At 60.5% G+C, this 18479-nt stretch carries 20 protein-coding genes; 7 read left to right on the top strand and 13 right to left on the bottom strand.

Annotation, left to right across the window (positions count from 1 at the left end; all coding sequences use genetic code 11):
* Positions 1 to 6: 6 nt before the first annotated feature.
* Together K9B32_RS26010 and K9B32_RS26005 are read left to right on the top strand one after the other, a co-directional pair.
* Complete coding sequence (locus tag K9B32_RS26010; protein ID WP_224567690.1) at positions 7 to 1434, top strand: gamma-aminobutyraldehyde dehydrogenase; 1428 nt, start codon at positions 7 to 9, stop codon at positions 1432 to 1434.
* A 135-nt stretch (positions 1435 to 1569) separates the two neighbouring features.
* Positions 1570 to 1743 carry a DUF1328 domain-containing protein gene (locus K9B32_RS26005; protein WP_007802774.1) on the top strand — a complete coding sequence of 58 codons (174 nt, stop codon included), beginning with the start codon at positions 1570 to 1572 and terminating at the stop codon, positions 1741 to 1743.
* Here K9B32_RS26005 and K9B32_RS26000 read toward each other — a convergent pair.
* Positions 1740 to 1952: an adenylate/guanylate cyclase domain-containing protein gene (locus tag K9B32_RS26000; RefSeq protein WP_318013371.1), complete on the bottom strand. Its 213-nt coding sequence runs from the start codon at positions 1950 to 1952 to the stop codon at positions 1740 to 1742. The genes K9B32_RS26005 and K9B32_RS26000 overlap by 4 nt on opposite strands.
* Before the next feature lie 167 nt (positions 1953 to 2119).
* Between K9B32_RS26000 and K9B32_RS25995 the strand changes: the two genes are divergently transcribed.
* Entirely contained in the window at positions 2120 to 2746 is a 627-nt protein-coding gene (locus K9B32_RS25995) for a hypothetical protein (protein ID WP_224567680.1), read from the top strand.
* Positions 2747 to 3018: 272 nt separating this feature from the next.
* On the opposite strand, the gene K9B32_RS25990 is transcribed toward K9B32_RS25995, so the two are convergent.
* Together K9B32_RS25990 and K9B32_RS25985 are read right to left on the bottom strand one after the other, a co-directional pair.
* Positions 3019 to 3657, bottom strand: coding sequence for a DUF1345 domain-containing protein (locus tag K9B32_RS25990; protein WP_411969751.1), 639 nt, complete (start codon positions 3655 to 3657; stop codon positions 3019 to 3021).
* A gap of 101 nt (positions 3658 to 3758) precedes the next feature.
* Entirely contained in the window at positions 3759 to 4490 is a 732-nt protein-coding gene (locus K9B32_RS25985; RefSeq protein ID WP_224567676.1) for an SDR family oxidoreductase, read from the bottom strand.
* Between the two features lie 211 nt (positions 4491 to 4701).
* On the opposite strand from K9B32_RS25985, the gene K9B32_RS25980 reads away from it, so the two are divergent.
* Positions 4702 to 5538, top strand: a complete 837-nt coding sequence (locus tag K9B32_RS25980; protein ID WP_224567675.1) for an amidohydrolase family protein — start codon at positions 4702 to 4704, stop codon at positions 5536 to 5538.
* Between the two features lie 58 nt (positions 5539 to 5596).
* On the opposite strand, the gene tal is transcribed toward K9B32_RS25980, so the two are convergent.
* Positions 5597 to 6562, bottom strand: coding sequence for a transaldolase (gene tal / locus K9B32_RS25975; protein WP_224567673.1), 966 nt, complete (start codon positions 6560 to 6562; stop codon positions 5597 to 5599).
* Between the two features lie 298 nt (positions 6563 to 6860).
* On the opposite strand from tal, the gene K9B32_RS25970 reads away from it, so the two are divergent.
* A complete protein-coding gene (locus K9B32_RS25970) occupies positions 6861 to 7844 on the top strand; it encodes a sugar-binding transcriptional regulator (RefSeq protein WP_224567671.1) in 984 nt (327 codons plus the stop codon).
* A 24-nt stretch (positions 7845 to 7868) separates the two neighbouring features.
* Here the strand turns inward: K9B32_RS25970 and K9B32_RS25965 are convergent, their stop codons facing one another.
* The 3 genes from K9B32_RS25965 to K9B32_RS25955 form a co-directional block, all read right to left on the bottom strand.
* Positions 7869 to 8348 carry a hypothetical protein gene (locus K9B32_RS25965; RefSeq protein ID WP_224567669.1) on the bottom strand — a complete coding sequence of 160 codons (480 nt, stop codon included), beginning with the start codon at positions 8346 to 8348 and terminating at the stop codon, positions 7869 to 7871.
* 114 nt (positions 8349 to 8462) lie between these two features.
* Positions 8463 to 9335 (bottom strand): methylated-DNA--[protein]-cysteine S-methyltransferase, encoded by an 873-nt coding sequence (locus K9B32_RS25960; protein ID WP_224567667.1) that lies wholly within the window; start codon positions 9333 to 9335, stop codon positions 8463 to 8465.
* Positions 9336 to 9404: 69 nt separating this feature from the next.
* A complete protein-coding gene (locus K9B32_RS25955; protein WP_224567688.1) occupies positions 9405 to 9902 on the bottom strand; it encodes a DUF2244 domain-containing protein in 498 nt (165 codons plus the stop codon).
* A gap of 22 nt (positions 9903 to 9924) precedes the next feature.
* Between K9B32_RS25955 and nth the strand changes: the two genes are divergently transcribed.
* A complete protein-coding gene (nth, locus tag K9B32_RS25950) occupies positions 9925 to 10707 on the top strand; it encodes an endonuclease III (RefSeq protein ID WP_224567666.1) in 783 nt (260 codons plus the stop codon).
* Between the two features lie 38 nt (positions 10708 to 10745).
* On the opposite strand, the gene K9B32_RS25945 is transcribed toward nth, so the two are convergent.
* Positions 10746 to 11459 (bottom strand): sulfate transporter family protein, encoded by a 714-nt coding sequence (locus tag K9B32_RS25945; RefSeq protein ID WP_224567664.1) that lies wholly within the window; start codon positions 11457 to 11459, stop codon positions 10746 to 10748.
* A 229-nt stretch (positions 11460 to 11688) separates the two neighbouring features.
* On the opposite strand from K9B32_RS25945, the gene K9B32_RS25940 reads away from it, so the two are divergent.
* Positions 11689 to 12543 (top strand): MurR/RpiR family transcriptional regulator, encoded by an 855-nt coding sequence (locus K9B32_RS25940; protein ID WP_224567662.1) that lies wholly within the window; start codon positions 11689 to 11691, stop codon positions 12541 to 12543.
* Positions 12544 to 12687: 144 nt separating this feature from the next.
* On the opposite strand, the gene K9B32_RS25935 is transcribed toward K9B32_RS25940, so the two are convergent.
* The 5 genes from K9B32_RS25935 to K9B32_RS25915 form a co-directional block, all read right to left on the bottom strand.
* Positions 12688 to 14271: an FGGY-family carbohydrate kinase gene (locus tag K9B32_RS25935; RefSeq protein ID WP_224567660.1), complete on the bottom strand. Its 1584-nt coding sequence runs from the start codon at positions 14269 to 14271 to the stop codon at positions 12688 to 12690.
* Positions 14271 to 14960 carry an HAD family hydrolase gene (locus K9B32_RS25930; RefSeq protein ID WP_224567658.1) on the bottom strand — a complete coding sequence of 230 codons (690 nt, stop codon included), beginning with the start codon at positions 14958 to 14960 and terminating at the stop codon, positions 14271 to 14273. The genes K9B32_RS25935 and K9B32_RS25930 overlap by 1 nt, the downstream gene beginning before the upstream one ends.
* A gap of 82 nt (positions 14961 to 15042) precedes the next feature.
* The gene (locus K9B32_RS25925; RefSeq protein WP_224567656.1) at positions 15043 to 16524 is read right to left on the bottom strand and encodes a mannitol dehydrogenase family protein; all 1482 of its coding nucleotides are present in this window, start codon (positions 16522 to 16524) and stop codon (positions 15043 to 15045) included.
* 107 nt (positions 16525 to 16631) lie between these two features.
* The gene (locus K9B32_RS25920; RefSeq protein ID WP_224567654.1) at positions 16632 to 17630 is read right to left on the bottom strand and encodes an ABC transporter ATP-binding protein; all 999 of its coding nucleotides are present in this window, start codon (positions 17628 to 17630) and stop codon (positions 16632 to 16634) included.
* A gap of 18 nt (positions 17631 to 17648) precedes the next feature.
* Positions 17649 to 18479, bottom strand: coding sequence for a carbohydrate ABC transporter permease (locus tag K9B32_RS25915; protein WP_007793948.1), 831 nt, complete (start codon positions 18477 to 18479; stop codon positions 17649 to 17651).

Here is an 18479-nt window from a genome sequence, read left to right as displayed (position 1 = left end):
AACATCATGGACACCGCGATGCTGATTGGATCCCGCTTCGAAGCGGGCACGGAGACGGAAGAGCACATCCTGAACCCGAAGACGGGCGAGACGGTGCTTGACCTACCGGAAGCCTCGCTTGGCCAGATCGACGCCGCCGTCGATGCCGCGGAAAGCGCCTTCAGGAGCTGGTCGCAGACGACACCCGCTGAACGCTCGGGCTACCTTCTGAGGATCGCAGATGCGATCGAGAAGGACGCGCAGGGGTTTGCCGCACTCGAAGCGCTCAACTGCGGCAAGCCGATCAACGCCGTGCTGAACGATGAAATACCTGCGATCGTCGATTGTTACCGCTTCTTCGCCGGTGCCGTCCGCAACCTGCACGGCCCGGTCGCCGGCGAGTATCTGCCGGGCCATACCTCGATGATCCGCCGCGATCCGGTCGGCATCGTTGGTTCGATTGCACCGTGGAACTACCCGCTGATGATGATGGCCTGGAAGCTGGCGCCCGCGATCGCCGGTGGCAACACCGTCGTCTTCAAGCCCTCCGAGCAGACGCCGCTGACCGCGCTGAAGATGGCCAAGCTGCTTGCCGATATCCTGCCCAAAGGCGTGGTCAACGTCATCCTCGGCCGCGGCGAGAGCGTCGGCAATGCCCTGATCAACCATCCGAAGATCGGCATGGTGTCGATCACAGGCGATGTTGCCACCGGCAAGAAGGTGCTGCAGGCAGCCGCCAAGACCGTCAAGCGCACGCATCTGGAGCTCGGCGGCAAGGCGCCGGTCATCGTCTTCGACGACGCCGATATCGACGCCGTCGTCTCAGGCATTCGCACGTTTGGCTACTACAATGCCGGCCAGGATTGCACCGCCGCCTGCCGCATTTATGCCGACGCCAAGGTCTACGACAGGTTCGTCGCCGACCTCTCCTCAGCCGTCTCCTCGATCAGGTTCAACCAGGCCGACGATACCGAAAACGAGATCGGCCCGCTGATCTCCAAGCGCCAGCGCGACCGCGTCGAGAGCTTCGTCACACGCGCTGCCGAACACAAGCACATGGAAATCACGACCGGCGGCAAGACCTCGGGCGAGAAGGGCTTCTTCTTCGCGCCAACCGTCATCGCCGGCGCCACGCAGGACGACGAAATCGTTCGACGCGAGGTGTTTGGCCCCGTCGTCTCGGTCACCCGCTTCACTGATGTCGAGGATGCCGTCACCTGGGCAAACGACAGCGATTATGGTCTCGCCTCCTCGGTCTGGACCAAGGACATCAGCCGCGGCATGAAAACGGCCGCACGACTGCAATATGGCTGCACCTGGATCAACACCCACTTCATGCTGGTCAACGAGATGCCGCATGGCGGCTTGAAGCAGTCCGGCTACGGCAAGGACATGTCGGTCTACGCGCTGGAGGACTACACTGCCGTCCGCCATGTGATGATCAATCACGGCTGAGCGGGAGCTGCCTCGCGCCGCCGGCTCAACACGCGGCGGCGTCCTTTCGACTTTTGCCACACCTCGCCTTAAGCGATGTGGAACAATTTTCCTCGCACTTCGTAATCTAAGCGATGAGCAGAGAGGAAAATTCCAATGCTTAAATGGGCCCTTATATTCTTCGTTGTTTCGCTGATCGCCGGTTTCTTCGGCTTCTCCGGCATATCGGCCGCAACGGCCACGATTGCCCGCGTTCTCTTCGGCATTGCGCTGGTTATCTTCCTGATCTTCCTCGTCCTGGCGCTGATCGCCGGCAATGCGGTGCTTTAGCCCGCGCGTTGTGCGGAAAAGAGAGGCACCGAATCCTTGAAGCCTTTCAGGGACACCGCGCCAAGGCCCTGGAAGGCAAGCCCGCGCACCGATGCTTCAGCCGCAGCACGCGTATTGAAGCACACAAGCGTCTGCGAAGGCCCCGCAAGGGCCGAAACGCGCGCTGCAAGGTTGACTGTCCGCCCGAAGATATCGCCGTCGCGCGGCACCACCTGTCCCGTCGCGACACCAACCCGCACCGGAGGCAACTCATCCGACGGCTTTGCTCCACCAGCAAGAGCGATGCTTCCACGGCCGAGGCCGCATCCGGAAACAGCATCATCACGCCATCCCCCAGTGGCTTAATGATGCGCCCGTCGAAGCTGCGTGAAAGGCGTTGTGCGATCGCCTCGAACCGTGCGGCCTTTTCGGCGGCCGGCACATCGCCGATCTCCTGCGTCAGCCCGGTGAAGCCGGAGAGATCGGCGAAGGCGACAGCAGGCAGGCTCGCCTCGTCACCGGATTCCAATCCGTGCTCGCGCAGAGCGTCCTGCAGCCTTCCGACAATATTGTCGAAAACCGCTTCTTCCAGCATCCGTCGCTGCAGCAGGAAGAGTATCCGGAAACCGATCCGCTGCAGCGCCAGCCGCTTGGCGGCAGAGATCTCCAGAAGCTTGTGGTAGCCCAGGCCGGCATTCAGCATGGGCTCCTCGACCTCGCCGCGGAACAGGTCGCGCATCGTGTCGACGCAGCGGCGAACCGAATGACCGAAGACGCGCAACACCCGTTCCATCCCGGCGGCCGAAGCGCCGAGCTGCGTGCACTCCGCCACAAGCTGGATGAACTCCACGTCGTCTTCGCGAAGCAGCTGCTCCGACTGCAGAAGCGGCAGGCTGGCATTCGCCCTCAGAGCGTTCAGCATGTCGAGGTTGAGTTGTCCCATCGTCACCTCGACCGAGACCGCCGCCTCGCTCATCGTCACCGGCTCGAATATCAACTGGCTGGCAAACTCGAACGAAAATAACTGCCGCTTCAATCCCTCGGCAAGCACATCGAGGCCGACGCCAGCGTCCCGCAGCGCGAGGATCAGCCGAAGCCGGCTGACGTCGCTCGGCGCATAGCCGGTGACTCCAGGCGTGATGATCTGCAGGTCCTCGAGATCGCTGAGGCTGGCATCGTCGCAGCCGGCAAGCACCAACAATCTCTCACGCGGCAACGCTTCCATGACAGCAACCTCTGGCGACAGAGATTGCTTCATACATCAGATTGACGCGCCCCTCCACGCAGCCAAATGGGCTAGAGGAGGCTCGCCCCGACATTGATGGCAAGCGCCAGGATCGTCGTGTTAAAAAGGAACGACAGGATGGAATGCAGCAGCGTCAGCTTGCGCATGGTCACCGATGTTGTCACGACGTCGGCCGTCTGCGAGGCGACGCCGATAGTGAAGGAGTAATAGAGGAAGTCCCAATAGACCGGCTCGTCATTGCCTTCCGGAAACTTCAGCCCTTCCCCCTTATCCTCCCCGCCATAGAAGCGATGTGCGTAGTGTACAGTGAACAAGGTATGCAGGAATGCCCAGGAGATCAGAATCGTGGCGATTGCACCAAGCGCTCGTACGAGTGCTTCGCCTGCCTCGGCCTCCTTGGCTGTATGAAGCTCCAGGGCGATGCCGGCGATGCTGGCGAGCGCCGCCAGGATCGAGAGGGCCAGCAGGAAGACGTCTGAAAAGTCGAGATCCTCTGCCCGCTTGCGGATGCTGGCAACGCTCGCACGCAACATCCGGCGCCAGGTGAGCGCCGTAAACACGATGGCGCTCACGTTCCAGCCGAAAATCAGGTTCTGCGGGTTGACCTGGCGACTGGTGAGCAGCAAGAACGTCACCAGCCCGGCCGCCACGGCGACGACGAACACCATGTGCTTGCGCACTTGCCCCATGAACCGACTTTCCCGGTCCCCCGCACCTTCCGCCATCACTGTCCTACCGCTGCAAGATCGCCCCTTGATATCAGCTTGATGGCAGCGGGAGCAATATGATCTCAGCCGGTCCAGCCACCGTCGACGACATGGATCTGACCTGTCGTGAAGCCGGATTCGTCACCAGCGAGATAGGTCACGAGCGCAGCAATTTCCTCTGGGGTTGCAATGCGTCCCATCGGTTGGCGGGCGATGAAATCCTTCAGCGCCTTTTCGTAGTCGCCAGTGGCGCGCAGGCGATCGTGCAGAGAGGGGCTGTCCACCGTGCCGGGGCAGATCGCGTTGGCGCGGATGCCCTTGGCGACAAAGTCAGAGGCAATCGACTTGGTAAGACCGATCACGGCTGCCTTCGATGCACTATAGGCGAAACGATTGGGAACGCCCTTCACGCTGGAAGCAACCGAGGCCATGTTGACGATGGACCCCTTGCCCTTCTCCAGCATGCCGGGAAGGAAAGTACGGCAGGTCGTATACATCGCCTTGGCGTTCAGGTTGAAGGAGAAGTCCCAGTCCTTCTCGTCGCATTCGAGGATCGAGCCCGCATGAACGAAGCCGGCGCAATTGAAGAGAACGTCGATCGGGCCGATCTCGGCTGCGAGGGCGCGGACGGCATCACCATCGAGCGCGTTGAGAACGTGCTTCTCAGCGCCTTCCAGCGTGGAAAGCGTCTTTTCGTTGATATCGGTCGCATAGACATGCGCGCCAAGCGAAAGGAAGCGCTCAGCGCTCGCTCGACCGATACCCTGCCCTGCCGCCGTGATGACGACCTTCTTGCCTTCCAGACCGTGGCTCATACATCCTCCCAAATTCCTGCGCTTGCGGCGCGTTCATTCATATGCAAACAATATATTCAAATTGGCGTCAACCTGTATAAGCACGCTTCGCTCGCCGCAGAAACCCTAGTCGATCTCGTGGCGACGGGCATGGGAAATCTGACCATCAAGGTATCACCGCGCGGATACCGCAGTTCGGCGCAGACAACATGGCATGGATGGGAGGAACCGCATGCTCTTCGATACACACCTGCACATCGTTGATCGGCAGGCGCTCGACTATCCCTGGCTCTCCGGCGCGGGTGACCTCAACCGGGATAATCTCTATGAAGACTACGCGCGTGATGCGATGCGCTGCGGAATTTCCAATGTCCTGCATATGGAAGTCGACGTAGCACCCGCGCGCATCGATGACGAAACCAATTATGTCAGGCAGGTCAGTCGCCGCCCGGGCAGCCTCGTGCGCGGCGTCATCGCCGCCTGCAGGCCGGAGGAGCATGGATTCGCGGCTTATCTCGAACGGTCACTTGCCGATCCCTTCGTCAAGGGGTTCCGCCGCGTCCTGCATGTGGCTCCCGACGACACGGCCGCACGGCCACTATTTCGCGAAAACATCAGCCGGCTATCCGCCACCCGCATGACGTTCGACCTCTGTGTCTTCCCGCATCAATTCGAAACCGTCCTCGCGCTTGTCGATCATTGCCCGGATGTTCGCTTCATTCTCGACCATTGCGCCAATCCGCCGATCAAGAGCGGCATGAGCGACGTCTGGCGCAAAGGCATCACGGAATTCTCGCGCCGCTCGAACGTCACCGCGAAGATCTCGGGCGTCATCGCCTATGGCGATCTCGAAAACTGGTCGGTCGACAGCCTGCGTCCCTATGTCGAGCACGCGATCGAAAGCTTCGGCTGGGATCGCGTCGTCTGGGGCAGCGACTGGCCGGTCTGCACGCTGGGGGGCGGGTTGACACCCTGGGTCGCAGCCACCCATGCTCTGACTGGAGGCTGCAGCCCTGAGGAACGCGACAAGCTCTATCAGGCCAACGCCATGCGCATCTGGTCGATGTGAAACGAAAAAGGGCGGTGCCGATGGCGCCGCCCTTTTCTCAATCCAACGCTCGAAAGCCTCAAGCGGCCGCGAGCTGCAGTTCCTTCTGGACCATACCGCGCAGCGTGCCGAGGTCCTTGGCGAAAGCGCGGATGCCTTCGGCGAGCTTTTCGGTCGCCATCGCGTCTTCGTTCATCATCCAGCGGAAGGTCTTTTCATCGATCGTGATCTTCGGGGCAGGCTTCGTCACATCGGGGGACAGCTTGCGCTCGAGTTTGCCTTGGTCGTTGGAGAGCTCGTCGAGCAGGTTCGGCGCGATCGTCAGGCGATCGCAACCGGCCAGCGCCTCGATTTCACCAGCGCTGCGGAACGACGCGCCCATGACGATCGTCTTGATGTCGTTGGCCTTGTAATAGTTGTAGATGTCGCGGACGGAGAGGACACCCGGATCTTCCTCAGGCGTGAATTCCTTGCCCGTCGACTTCTTGTACCAGTCGAGAATGCGGCCGACGAAGGGCGAGATCAGAAACACTTTGGCGTCGGCGCAAGCAACCGCCTGGGCCTTCGAGAAGAGAAGCGTCAGGTTGCAGTCGATGCCTTCCTTCTGCAGGATTTCTGCCGCACGGATACCTTCCCAGGTGGAAGCCAGCTTGATGAGGATGCGGTCGCGCTCGATGCCGCGTTGCTTGTAGGCAGCGATGATGGAACGTGCCTTGGCAAGCGACGCTCCGGTATCGAAAGAGAGGTCCGCATCGACTTCGGTCGACACACGGCCCGGAACGAGCTTCACAAGGGCGGCACCGACAGAAATCGCCAGACGATCGGCAACGGCCGCCGAAACGGCCTCTGGATTGCCGCCCTGCTTCTTGCCCCAGGCTACGGCTTCCTTGACCGTGTCTGCGAACATCGGCGTGCCGAGTGCCTTCAGCACGATGCTTGGGTTCGTGGTGCAATCGACCGGCTTCAGACGGGCAACAGCCTCGATGTCACCGGTATCGGCAACGACCGTGGTAATCTCGCGGAGTTGGTCAAGCTTGGATGTCATGGTCACTGGTCCTTTTGACTTGAGCTATGAGCCGGCACGTATTCAACCGGCGAAATCATCTACGAACAGGCGATCGTCTTTCTCAAACGACCTGCAAACCTGAGGGACGGTCGATCGCACCTCCTCGCACGCCCGGGGCACCTTCTTTGCGGTGACTATCGCTATTCCTGACTAGATATGTCAAGGACATTTGTGCATTTCAATTGACATAAGTGTCACACCCGTCATTATCGGGCGGAACAACGAACCTGTCCTGGCTTGATGGTAGATCTAGGGCGCAATTCGCTCCGGAGGAGATGTGGTCAAGCTCAAACGCGGCACGCACACGGCTTATTCTGAGGCATCCTCTCTCAGGCTGCGTGCCGCCTGGCTCTATTACAACCAGGGCCTGACGCAGAAGGATGTCGCAGAACAGCTCGGCATCAGCCGCACGACTGTTATTCGCCTGCTCGACGAGGCGATGAAGCGGAGCGAAGTGCAGATCTGGATCAACGACTCGATCGGTGACTGTGTCGAACTGTCGGTCAAGCTCGAGCGCGCTTACGGCCTCGACGAGGCGATCGTCGTGCCGGCTCCGGCCCACCCCGACGCCAACTCGCTTGCCAAAAGCGTCGGGCTTGCGCTTGGACAGTTTCTCTCCGAAGCCATTCCCGACGATTATACCATCGGCGTCGGCTGGGGCCGCACCATGACCGCCTCGCTCTCCAGTTTCCGGCCGCCTCGACGCGACAATTGCAAGGTCGTCTCTCTGCTCGGCGGCGTCGTCGCCGTCCACCAGACGAACCCCATCGACTACACCTGGCGGCTCGCGAGCCAGCTCGGCGCGGAGTGCTACATGTTCCTCGCTCCGCTGCTGGTGGATTCGACCGAGACGAAGCAAAACCTTGTCGAGAAATGCGGGCTGGACACGATCTATCGGCTGGCGGAAACACTGGATCTTGCGATCGTCAGCTGCGGCGATATCGGCCCGCACTCAACCTCTCTGTCGGAGGGATGGATCTCGAAAGCCGAACTGGAACAGCTAATCGACGCCGGCTGCGTCTGCGACACCATGTTCAACTTCCTCGACAAGGACGGTAACACGGTCGATCACTCGATCAACAGTCGCGTCATGTCAGTGGACCTTGATACCTTGAAGAAGGCCAAACATATCGTGCTGTCATCGGGCGGCGCGCATCGGGCCGTGGCAATCCGGGCCACCATCAAGCGGATCGGCTGCAACACACTGATCACCGACGAAAGCGCCGCCAAGGCTCTGCTCGAACTGGCGGAGACCGCCTAACGGCTTGCCGACACCCGGTTATCGTCACCGCAGCTGGCACAGGCGCGTCAATTGCGATTGTGCCCAGTTACGCCCGAAATCCTGGGTATCCGGCAATCCTGATAACAGGCTTCCGATCTCACCATCGATTTCAATGTGGGTGTCCATGATCCTGCACGCCCTCACATCGAGGGAGACAGTGGCCACAACCTTGCCCTCCACCGGCTCCATCTGAAAGAGCGCGTCATCGCCGGTCTCGCAGGTCAAAAGCGCTGTTGCCTTAATGGATGCGAGACTGTCTCCCGTCGAACAGACATCTGCGGACACAACCTTGAAACTGCTGGTTCGATTGGGCCCTACGGGAAGTTGCTCGCACAACTGGGCGGTCGATATCGCTCGCGCGACATCCGGCCATTGCGGGCTACTCATCGCCGATTTGCAGCTGGCCCAGGCCGGGACCAACGACATCGCGAGCAGGCCAACGGCAATGCCGACGACCTTGCACGGCTTTTCTCCAGGGTTCATTTCCGCCTCCTCGAGTCCCAGCCACGAAATCAAACCGACGATTCCTGAGTTTTTGATGGCAGGACTCTCGAGGGAGGAAGTGTATCCACAGATTGGATAGAGGCGTCGCCCTGTTTACGCGTGCGCCGCTTCCCAGCCGAGGATCGCACGCTTGCGGGTAAGACCCCAGTGATAACCGGTCAGGGCGCCACCCTTGCCGACCGCCCGATGGCAGGGGACAACGAACGAAATCGGATTCGCACCGACCGCCGCGCCGACGGCGCGCATCGCTTTTGGCCGCCCGATATCGTTGGCGATGTCACTGTAGGTCACGGCCTTGCCGAAGGGGATCTTCAACAAGCTTTCCCATACCTGCACCTGGAAATCAGTGCCGATCAGCACGACGCGCAGCGGTTGGTCCGACGTCCAGCGGCCTGGCTCGAATATCCGCTCGGCATAGGGCGCTGTCGCTTCGGTATCCTGGACATAGCTCGCATTCGGCCAGCGGCATGTCATATCGTCAAGACAAGCCGCCTCGTCGCCGTGATTGCTGAAGGCAAGCCCCGCGAGGCCGCGGTCGGTAGCCATCACAAGTGCAACGCCGAATGGCGAAGGATGGAAGCCGTAGCGGATTGTCAGCCCGCCGCCCTTGGCCTTCCATTCGCCCGGCGACATCGCCTCATGCGTCACGAAAAGATCGTGCAAGCGGCTGGGGCCGGAGAGCCCGACCTCGATCGAGGTCTCCAGCAATGGCATCGCTTCCTCGCGGAGAAGCCGCTTTGCGTGATCGAGCGTGACGGCCTGCAGGAATGCCTTCGGAGACAGACCCGCCCACCGCGTGAATGTCTTCTGCAGTTGCGTCGGCGATTGGCCGAGCCGTGCCGCGATCGTTTCGAGAGACGGCTGATCGCGATAGTCCTCGGTGATGAGTTCGATCACCTGGCGCACGGTTTCGTAATCAGAGCCATCGGGCGTGATGTCGTTGTTCAGCTTGGCTACCATGTTCATGATCTTTCTCCTTGTACCAAGGAGATAGTCAAGGGAGCGATCACAAGCCACCCGATTCTTGCGGGCCGGTCAGATCCGCTGTTTGACGGTGGCAAGCGCCCGTTTGAAGGCCAGGGCGAAGCTCTCACGGTCATCCGGATTGAGGAAGGAACCGATATCCGTGCCCCTTCCCTCGCCTGAGATATACATGGAAAGGATGCCGATTTCCTGATGCCGGCGGACGAAGAAGCGGGTCCAGAATGGATTGAAGTGGTGCTCGACCATCCGACCGGAGGGCGCGAACTTGCGCACCGAAATATCACTACGCGACACCGTCACTTCCTCCCGCACCCGGCCGGAACGGTAGTTCAGCCAGAAGGCGCCGTAGAGCAGCAGAAAATCCAGCCCGAAGAAGAAGCCGATCGGCCAGGCGCCTGTTGCCACGAAGAACATGCCGTACATCGAGCACACCGCGCCGCTCAGAAGCAGCAACACCTTGAAACCCTTGCGGCCGAGCGACCGGTACGGAAAAAGCTCGGCGGCAAAAACAGGTTCTTCGTTGGCTTGATCGGCGTTGCTTTCCATCATGGCTGCCAAGTATAGATTTTCCATGTCAACTCCGAAACTCAAATCCGCCGCCACATCGCCGCACAACTCAAAAGTGATCGTTCGCCGCAAGAAGCCGGCAACAGCCCGCTCTGTCTATTCCGAAGCCGAACGCGAGGAGATGTTCCGCCGCTTCTCCATCCAACGCCCGGAGCCAAAGGGCGAACTAGAGCACACGAACCCGTTCACGCTTGTCGTCGCCGTCGCCCTCTCCGCCCAGGCGACGGACACAGGCGTCAACAAGGCTACGCGGGCACTCTTCAAGATCGCCGACACGCCCGAGAAAATGCTGGCGCTTGGTGAAGAGCGGGTACGCGACTACATCAAGACGATCGGCCTCTATCGAAACAAGGCAAGGAACGTCATCGCTCTCTCGCGAATGCTGGTCGATAAGTTCGGTGGCGTCGTGCCGCAGACACGCGACGAGCTGGTGACGCTGCCCGGTGTCGGCCGCAAGACCGCCAACGTGGTGCTATCCATGGCCTTCGGCCAGGCGACGATGGCGGTGGATACGCATATTTTCCGTATCGCCAACCGCATCAAGCTGGCCCCGGGCAAAACGCCCGACGACGTCGAGGAACGGCTGATGAAGGTGGTGCCAAGGCACTACCTCTATCATGCCCACCATTGGCTGATCCTGCATGGTCGCTACACCTGCAAGGCGCGCAAGCCGGAATGCGAGCGCTGCGTCATTGCCGACATCTGCAAGTCGCCCGAGAAGACCTGCGACGTGCCGGCGCCACTGGTCGAACTACCGCGCCAAGTGATTGGAGAGGCCATCGAGTAAGCCTGGAGGCGCAGACTTCGGCATGCTCCGCCTGCCCCTTAGCTGCGAAGTCCCGGATCCTCACGGGAAATCAGCTTGTGTAGATGCACCATCAATCCTGCGGCGAAGAGCGGCGTCAGCAGATTGACGATCGGGATGGCAAGGAAGGCGGCAATGACAAGCCCCGCGAGGAAGACTGTCGCCGCATGCTTGGCGCGGAACGCTCTTGCCTGCTGCGGCGAACGGAACCGCATCGCGGCAAACTCGAAGAATTCGCGGCCGAGCAGGTAGCCGTTGACCAGGAAGAAGGCGATCAGGTTGATGCCCGGCACGAAGAGCAGGAAGAGCGCGACGACATTACCAAGGATGACGACACCGACAAACTTGACAGAGCTTGCGAGCGCCGGACCGAGCGGCATCGCTGTGCCGGGCGGATCCGAGGGATAGTCCCGCTTTTCTACCACCTCCGCCACATCGTCGAGAAACAGACCGGCAATCAGCGCCGTCACCGGTGACAGCAACAGCGCCAACCCAAGCGCAAGTCCGATGCCGGCAGCGATCGCAACCACGAAGCCGAGCCACCCCGCCCAATCCGGCACGGCAGGAAAAAAGTTGGCAATCCACGGGAAGACAAACGATATAAAAGCACTGCGCAGCGCCAGCCAGAGCCCGGCAAGCACCAGAAGAGTGAGCCCTAGCACCTTCCAGAAGACTGAGCGTGTCTCCGCCGCAAGAAGATTGATGACGGATAGGCGAGCGGCCTGAAAGATCATTCTGAGGTCTCCGGTTGCAATAACCATGTAGGAATCTGAACTTTGAACGGCAAGGCTGAAATAAACCCGACCAATCGACCCAAAACTTGTCGGGAAACCTATGTTAATATATAGTAATTTATCAACTAAGATTGTTTAATCCTGAGACGCAGCTTCCGGAATAGTTGCAAACGACAAGGGTTGCCCTGCATATCCGAGAAATGCTTCCGGGAAGATCAGGACGGCTGACGTGGAAGATTTTGTCCAGAAACTCCGCCAATATGCCAAGTCCGGCACCCCGGCCGAACGACGAATCGCGAAATATTTTTCTGAACATCTGAACGACCTCCCCTTTGAAACCGCCGCTTCCGTTGCCGACCGGCTGGACTTGAGTCCCATGACGGTGGGCCGTTTTCTTCGCGCGCTCGGCTATCAGGGACTGGATAGCGTCAAAATCCATATCCGCGAGACCAGCACCATTTCGCCCACGCAGTTGCAGGCATCGTTCACACAACTGCAGACCGACGCCTCCGCCGGCAAGCCGCTGGCCGTCCTCGTTTCCGAGCAAATTCAGGCGCTGCACCATATCTACCACTTGACGGGCCAGCCGCAGTGGAGCGAGGCCGTGTCCACGATCGCTGCCGCGCGGGAGATCTTCGTCGCCACGCATGCGCGATTATCCGGCTTTGCGTCCCACTTTGCCCAGCGATTGACGCACGCCCGAGATGGCGTTCGTGCGCTTGACGGAACGGGCAGCCGTTTCGCCGAGCTTTTCGCACGGCTGGACGGCAAGGACGCCTTGCTGATCGTGATCGACAGCCGCCGCTTCGGTAAAGCCCGGTTGCTGGCCCGGACGGCACGGCGCTACGGATACAAGGTCATCTTGATTACCGCACAGGGCGCCAACTGGATTCCGGATCAGGCCAATCTCGTGCTCGCTCTCCCGCCTGCCCGATCTGAGGACGACGACAACCTGCCGCCGCTGATGGGCCTGCTCGACTGTCTGTCGGAAGCCGTCATTGCCGCAGCCGGCGAAGAAGCGAGCGCCCGCACCCGCCGCATGGCCGAATTCGGCAGCGTGCTCGGAGAGAGCGGAAACCGCTAGAACCTTTCAGGGGTTAAATTGAAGCGTTTTGCCGGAGCAGGTTTACGTCAGGGCAGCGGCGATCGGCGAAGGCCGCCTGATCGACCGGCCGACTTCGTTTGAGCCAACGAAACGCGTCAATTTGACCTGAAAGGCTTCAGGCGCCTACTCCATCGCCTCCAGTTCGGCGCGGTGGCGGTACATGGCGAGCAATCTGCGATAGTCGCGGTCGTAAAGGGCCTGTTTGGCCGCATCCGGCAGCTGCTCTTCGCCGCCCGGATACATGGCCGACCCTGCTTCCGCAAGATCGCCATAGAGACCGCACGCGACGGAAGCGGCCATCGCCGTGCCCAGCAGCACCGCCTCATTCATCTTCGGCACCACGACCTTGCAGCCGGTTGCATCCGAATAGAGCTCCATCAGCACGGGGTTCTTCACATGGCCGCCCGCGACATGCAAGGTGTCTGGCACATAGCCATACTCCTTCATCCGCTCGAGGATGTGGCGGATCCCCAGCGCGATCGCCACGGCGGTGCGCCAATAGAGCGCGCAGAGCCCGTCGAACGAGGTGTCGAGCGTCAGGCCGCTGATACCGCCGACGGCATGCGGGTCGGCAAGCGGCGAGCGGTTGCCGTGAAAATCGGGCAGGACGAAGATGCGGGCGCCGAATTCGTCCCCTTCCTCGGCGCGAAGCTGCGCAATGCGGAGGACGATCTTCTGGTGCAGCGCCGCAGTCGGTTCGCCGCCGGCCGCGTGCATCCGCACGATATGATCGAGCAACGCGCCCGTTGCCGATTGCCCCGCCTCGACCAGCCAGGATTCCGGAAAGACAACTTCGTAGTACGGGCCCCACATGCCGTGACTCGGCTTGCGCTCGCGCGAGAAGGACACAATGCAGCTCGACGTGCCGGCAATGAGCGCCAGTTGGCGTTCCAGCCGGTGGACATCCTGCGCTTCGCCGCCAAGCGTGCCCAGCGCCCCGGCATAGGCATCGATCATGCCTGCGGAGACATGGCACGCCGTCGTCAATCCAAGCGCCGAGGCGGCTTCCTGCGTCAACGTTCCGACGCTCTTGCCGACCGGCACTGTTTCCTCCGGCAGCCGCCCGCGTTCCAATAGGTCACCAAGCCCGATCTGCTCGAGGAAGTCCTTCTGCCATCCCTTGTCCAGATGTGCGAGATAGTTCCACTTGGCCGTCAGCGTGCAGCGTGACCGCATAAGTGCGCCGGTCGCCTTCCAGGTCATGAAATCGGCGAGGTCGAACAGATAGCCGGTGTTCATCCAGGTGCCAGGCAGCTTCTTCTTCAACCACATCAGCTTCGGCATTTCCATTTCCGGCGACATGAAATGCCCGGAATGCTCCAGCACCGGATGCCCCGTCGCCGTGCAGAAATCGGCTTCCTTCAGCGCCCGGTGGTCGAGCCAGACGATCGTGTCGAAGCGTCGTTCGCCACCTGTCGAAACGCTGATCTGACCACCGTCGACATCGCGCACGACGAGCGAACAGGTGGCGTCGAAGCCGATCGCGCCCACCGATGCAGGTGCCGCACCCGATTGCTCCATCGCCTTGCGCACCGCAATGCAGACCGCCGACCAGATGTCTTCGGAATCGTGTTCGGCGTGGTTCTCACGCGGCCTGTTCATGATGATCGGGTGTTCGGCCTTGCCCAGCAACGCGCCGCGAGCGTCGAAGACGCCGGCGCGCGCACTGCCCGTGCCGATATCGACCGCAACCACATGCTGAGGCATTAAAGGTGCATCCCGTCCTGCTTATGTTTGCGGACAAGGTGGATCAAATCCGGCATCGCGTCAAACACGGCTTCGGGAGAAAGCCGGTCAAGTTCAGCGCGATAGCCAGAAAAATTGGCGTGCGATCCGCCCGTAAAGGCAAACACCCTCATGCCTGCCGCCTTCGCCGCTTCGATGCCAGCGGGGCTGTCTTCGACGACGACGCAATTCGCAGGATCGACGTTCATTTCCCGCGCCGCATGCAGGAAGAGGTCGGGCGCCGGCTTGCCGTGCTTGACCATCGTTGCGCTGAAGATATCAGGAAGACGGTCGATCAAACCGGTGACCGTCAGCGACAGGCGGATGCGCTCGACCTGGCTGGAAGAGGCGACGCAACAGGGAACGCCGAGCCGATCGATCGTTTCGGCAACCCCATCCATCGGCTTCAACTCCTTGCGAAACCGCGCGTAGAGATCGGTGCGAATCTGCTCGAGAAATTCCTGGCCCGGATGGACGTTGTATTCAGTCTTCATCGTCTCGATCACCGTTGCGAGACTTCGTCCAAGAAAACGACCGTAGACCTCTTCCTCGGTGATCGGGACGTTAAGATCGTTCATCGCCTTGACGAGGACACCCACCGAGATCGGCTCGCTGTCGACAAGAACGCCGTCGCAATCGAAAATGACCAGCCGTGTTTCAGCCTCAGCCATGGCAGACCCAATCGCAGTTGGTGCAGGAAATTTCCATCCACCGGACGGGCGGAGGCGGCGGCAGGAATGCCGCCACAGATCCTTACACAGCAAGTTTGTTGTCGAGATAAAGCTGCAGGGTTTCACGCGTGCCCTTTTCCCACAGGGTTTTCAATGCGTGGGCAAAGCGCTTGCAGAACAGCTCGGATTTCGACACCTCGCCGAAGATGTCGTCGAAGGCGAGGAACGCCGTCGCGTCATTCTTGGCCTTCAAAGCTGCAGCATGCAGCCGGTCGGCGCTCGCGTCGTTGAAGGCGATGTCCTTGCCGCTGTCCGTCTTTCCCGCGAAGTAGCGGCACCACAGTGCCGAAACCAGCGCCAGGCCGACGACATCCCTGCCCTGGTTCAGATTGTCGAGCGTCGACGGCAGAATGAACTTCGGCTGCCGGTTCGATCCGTCCTGCGCCAGACGCGGGATCGTATCGGCAATTTTCGGATTGAGCAGTCGGTGCTCGATCAGCGCGAAGTAGTCCGTCAGCGAAGTATTGGGGACCGGCGGAACGATCGGAATGATCTCTTCTTTTTCCAGCTTGGCGAGGAAGGCCCGGATCAGTGGATCTTCCATCGAATCGTGCACGAAATGGATGTCCATCAGCGCTGCCGGATAGGCAATCGCGGCGTGTCCACCGTTCAGAATCCGGATCTTCATGTGCTCGTAGGGCGTCACATCCGGCACGAACGTCACACCCACCTTCTCCAGCGCTGGACGCCCTGCGGTGAACTTGTCTTCCAGCACCCACTGCTTGAACTCTTCGCAATAGACGGGCCAGTTGTCCTCGATGCCGAAGGCATCCTTTAAAAGATCGATTTCCCGCTGCCCCGTTGCCGGCGTAATGCGGTCCACCATGGCGTTCGGGAAGGCGACGTTCGCCTTGATCCAGTCGGCGAAGGCGGGATCTGAAAGCACTGCTGTGCCGACAACGGCGTTCGAGGTGACGACGCCGTTATGCGGAATGTTGTCGCAGGACATGACGGTGAAAGGCACGATGCCCTTCTCTTGGCGCGCCTTGAGCCCGGCAACAATAAGGCCGAAGACGGTTTTCGGGTCGGCGGGGTTATGGCCATCGGCGGCGATTGCCGGGTGGCCCGGATTAAACTTGCCGGATGCATCGATGAAATAGCCACCTTCGGTGATCGTCATCGAAACGATGCGGATTGCGGGATCGGCAAGCTTGGCAATGATCGCCTTGGCGTCGCCGACAGGCAGAACATCGATCATCGGCGCGGTAATGCGCGCGGACGTCTTCTTGTTGTCCTGTTCGACGACCGTGGTCAGGAAGTCCTGCGCAGCAAGCTTTGCGCGCATGGCCGCATCGGAGGGGAGAATACCGGCCCCGACGATCGCCCAATCATGATCCTGGCCCTGATTGAAAAGGTCGTCCAGATAGATCGCCTGGTGGGCACGGTGGAAATTGCCCACCCCGAAGTGCACGATGCCCGCCTTCAGCGACGCCCGCTCATATGTCGGTACGGCGGCTGTCTTTGCCGCCTCGGAAAGCGTTGCCAGCGATAATTTGCACGTCATGTTTCAGTCCTCTTGAAGGTCTTCGGGATCGGCTATGACCCCGGTATCGGCACGCCGGGCACCTTGTCCGGCGTTGCTCTTTCGTCCCCAACCCGGCAACAATGCGCTCAGATGGCGAGGCCGCCTTCGTTGAATTTGTGGATCCGTGTTTTGTCAGGCGTCAGATAAACAGCATCGCCGGCCTTTGCCGGGAAGTCGCCACCGCCGCGCGCCGTGACATGGCCGATGCCTTCGACATCGACATGCAGGAAGGTATCCGCACCTAGATGTTCGGCGACCATCACCTTGCCCTTCCAGTCGCCGCTTTCGGTCGACAACAACACATGCTCCGGTCGTACGCCGATCGTGGGCGCGCCGAACTGGGCGGCATACTGGCCCTTGACGAAGTTCATCTTCGGCGAGCCGATGAAGCCCGCGACGAAGAGGTTGCGCGGTTTGTGATAGAGCTCCAGCGGCGAACCGACCTGCTCGATATTGCCGCGGTTCAGCACGACGATCTTGTCGGCCATGGTCATGGCTTCGACCTGGTCGTGGGTGACGTAAATCATCGTCGTCTTCAGCTGCTGGTGCAGCTCGCTGATCTCGAGGCGCATGTTGACGCGAAGCGCGGCATCAAGGTTCGAGAGTGGCTCGTCGAACAGGAAGGCCGACGGCTGGCGCACGATGGCGCGGCCGATCGCGACGCGCTGGCGCTGACCACCCGAAAGCTGGCGCGGCTTGCGCTCGAGATAGTCCGTCAGGTTCAAAACGCGTGCGGCGTCGGCGACCTTCCTGTCGATCTCCGCCTTGTCGACGCCGGCCATCTTGAGCGGGAAGGCGATGTTGTTGCGCACGCTCATGTGCGGATAGAGCGCATAGGACTGGAAGACCATCGCGAGCCCGCGTTCCGACGGAGCCTTTTCCGTCGCATCCCTGCCGTCAATGACGATGTTGCCGCCGCTGACATCCTCAAGACCGGCAATCAATCGGAGCAGGGTGGACTTGCCGCAGCCGGACGGGCCGACGAAGACGACGAACTCGCCGTCCTTGATCTCGAGGTCGATCGAAGGGATGACCTTGGCTTCACCGAAGACCTTCGAAACTTTCTGAAGGGTAATGCTTCCCATGTTTCTCTCCCTGATGTCTTATTTCACCGCGCCGAAGGTCAGGCCGCGGACGAGTTGTTTCTGCGAGAACCAGCCGAGGATCAGGATCGGGGCGATCGCCATGGTGGAGGCCGCCGAAAGCTTGGCGTAGAACAGGCCTTCGGGGCTGGAATAGGATGCGATGAAGGCCGTCAGCGGCGCTGCTTTCGAGGCGCTCAGGTTCAGCGTCCAGAAGGCTTCGTTCCAAGCCAGGATGATGTTGAGGAGCAGTGTCGAAGCAATGCCCGGCACCGCCATCGGCGTCAGCACATAGATGATCTCCTTAAGAAGCGAGGCGCCGTCCATCCGTGCGGCTTCTAGGATTTCGCCGGGGATTTCCTTGAAGTAGGTGTAGAGCATCCACACGATGATCGGCAGGTTGATCAGCGTCAGCACGATCACCAGTCCGAAACGGCTGTCGAGCAGGCCCGAGTTGCGAAACAGCAGGTAGATCGGGATGAGTGCGCCGACCGGAGGCATCATCTTCGTGGACAGCATCCACATCAGAAGATCCTTCGTCCGCTTGGTCGGCGAGAACGCCATGGCCCAGGCGGCGGGGATAGCGATGATCAGACCGATTAGCGTCGAGCCAAAGGAAATGATCACCGAGTTCATGAAGTGACCAAGATAGTTCGAGCGGCTTTGGACTTCCGCGTAACTCTCGGTCGTCCAATGGAAGAACAGGAACTGCGGCGGTGAGGCGATGGCATCCGCTTCTGTCTTGAAGCTCGTCAAGAACGTCCAGAGGATCGGGAAGAAGATCAGAATGCCGAGCGCCCAGGCGACTGCGGTCATGACCACTTTGCGTCGAGTTGAGACCTTTCTAGCCAT

Source organism: Rhizobium sp. 3T7 (assembly GCF_020166565.1).
Taxonomy (GTDB): Bacteria; Pseudomonadota; Alphaproteobacteria; order Rhizobiales; family Rhizobiaceae; genus Rhizobium.
The sequence above is the reverse complement of the archived record's forward strand: the minus strand, read 5'-3'. Positions and strand labels throughout refer to the sequence as shown.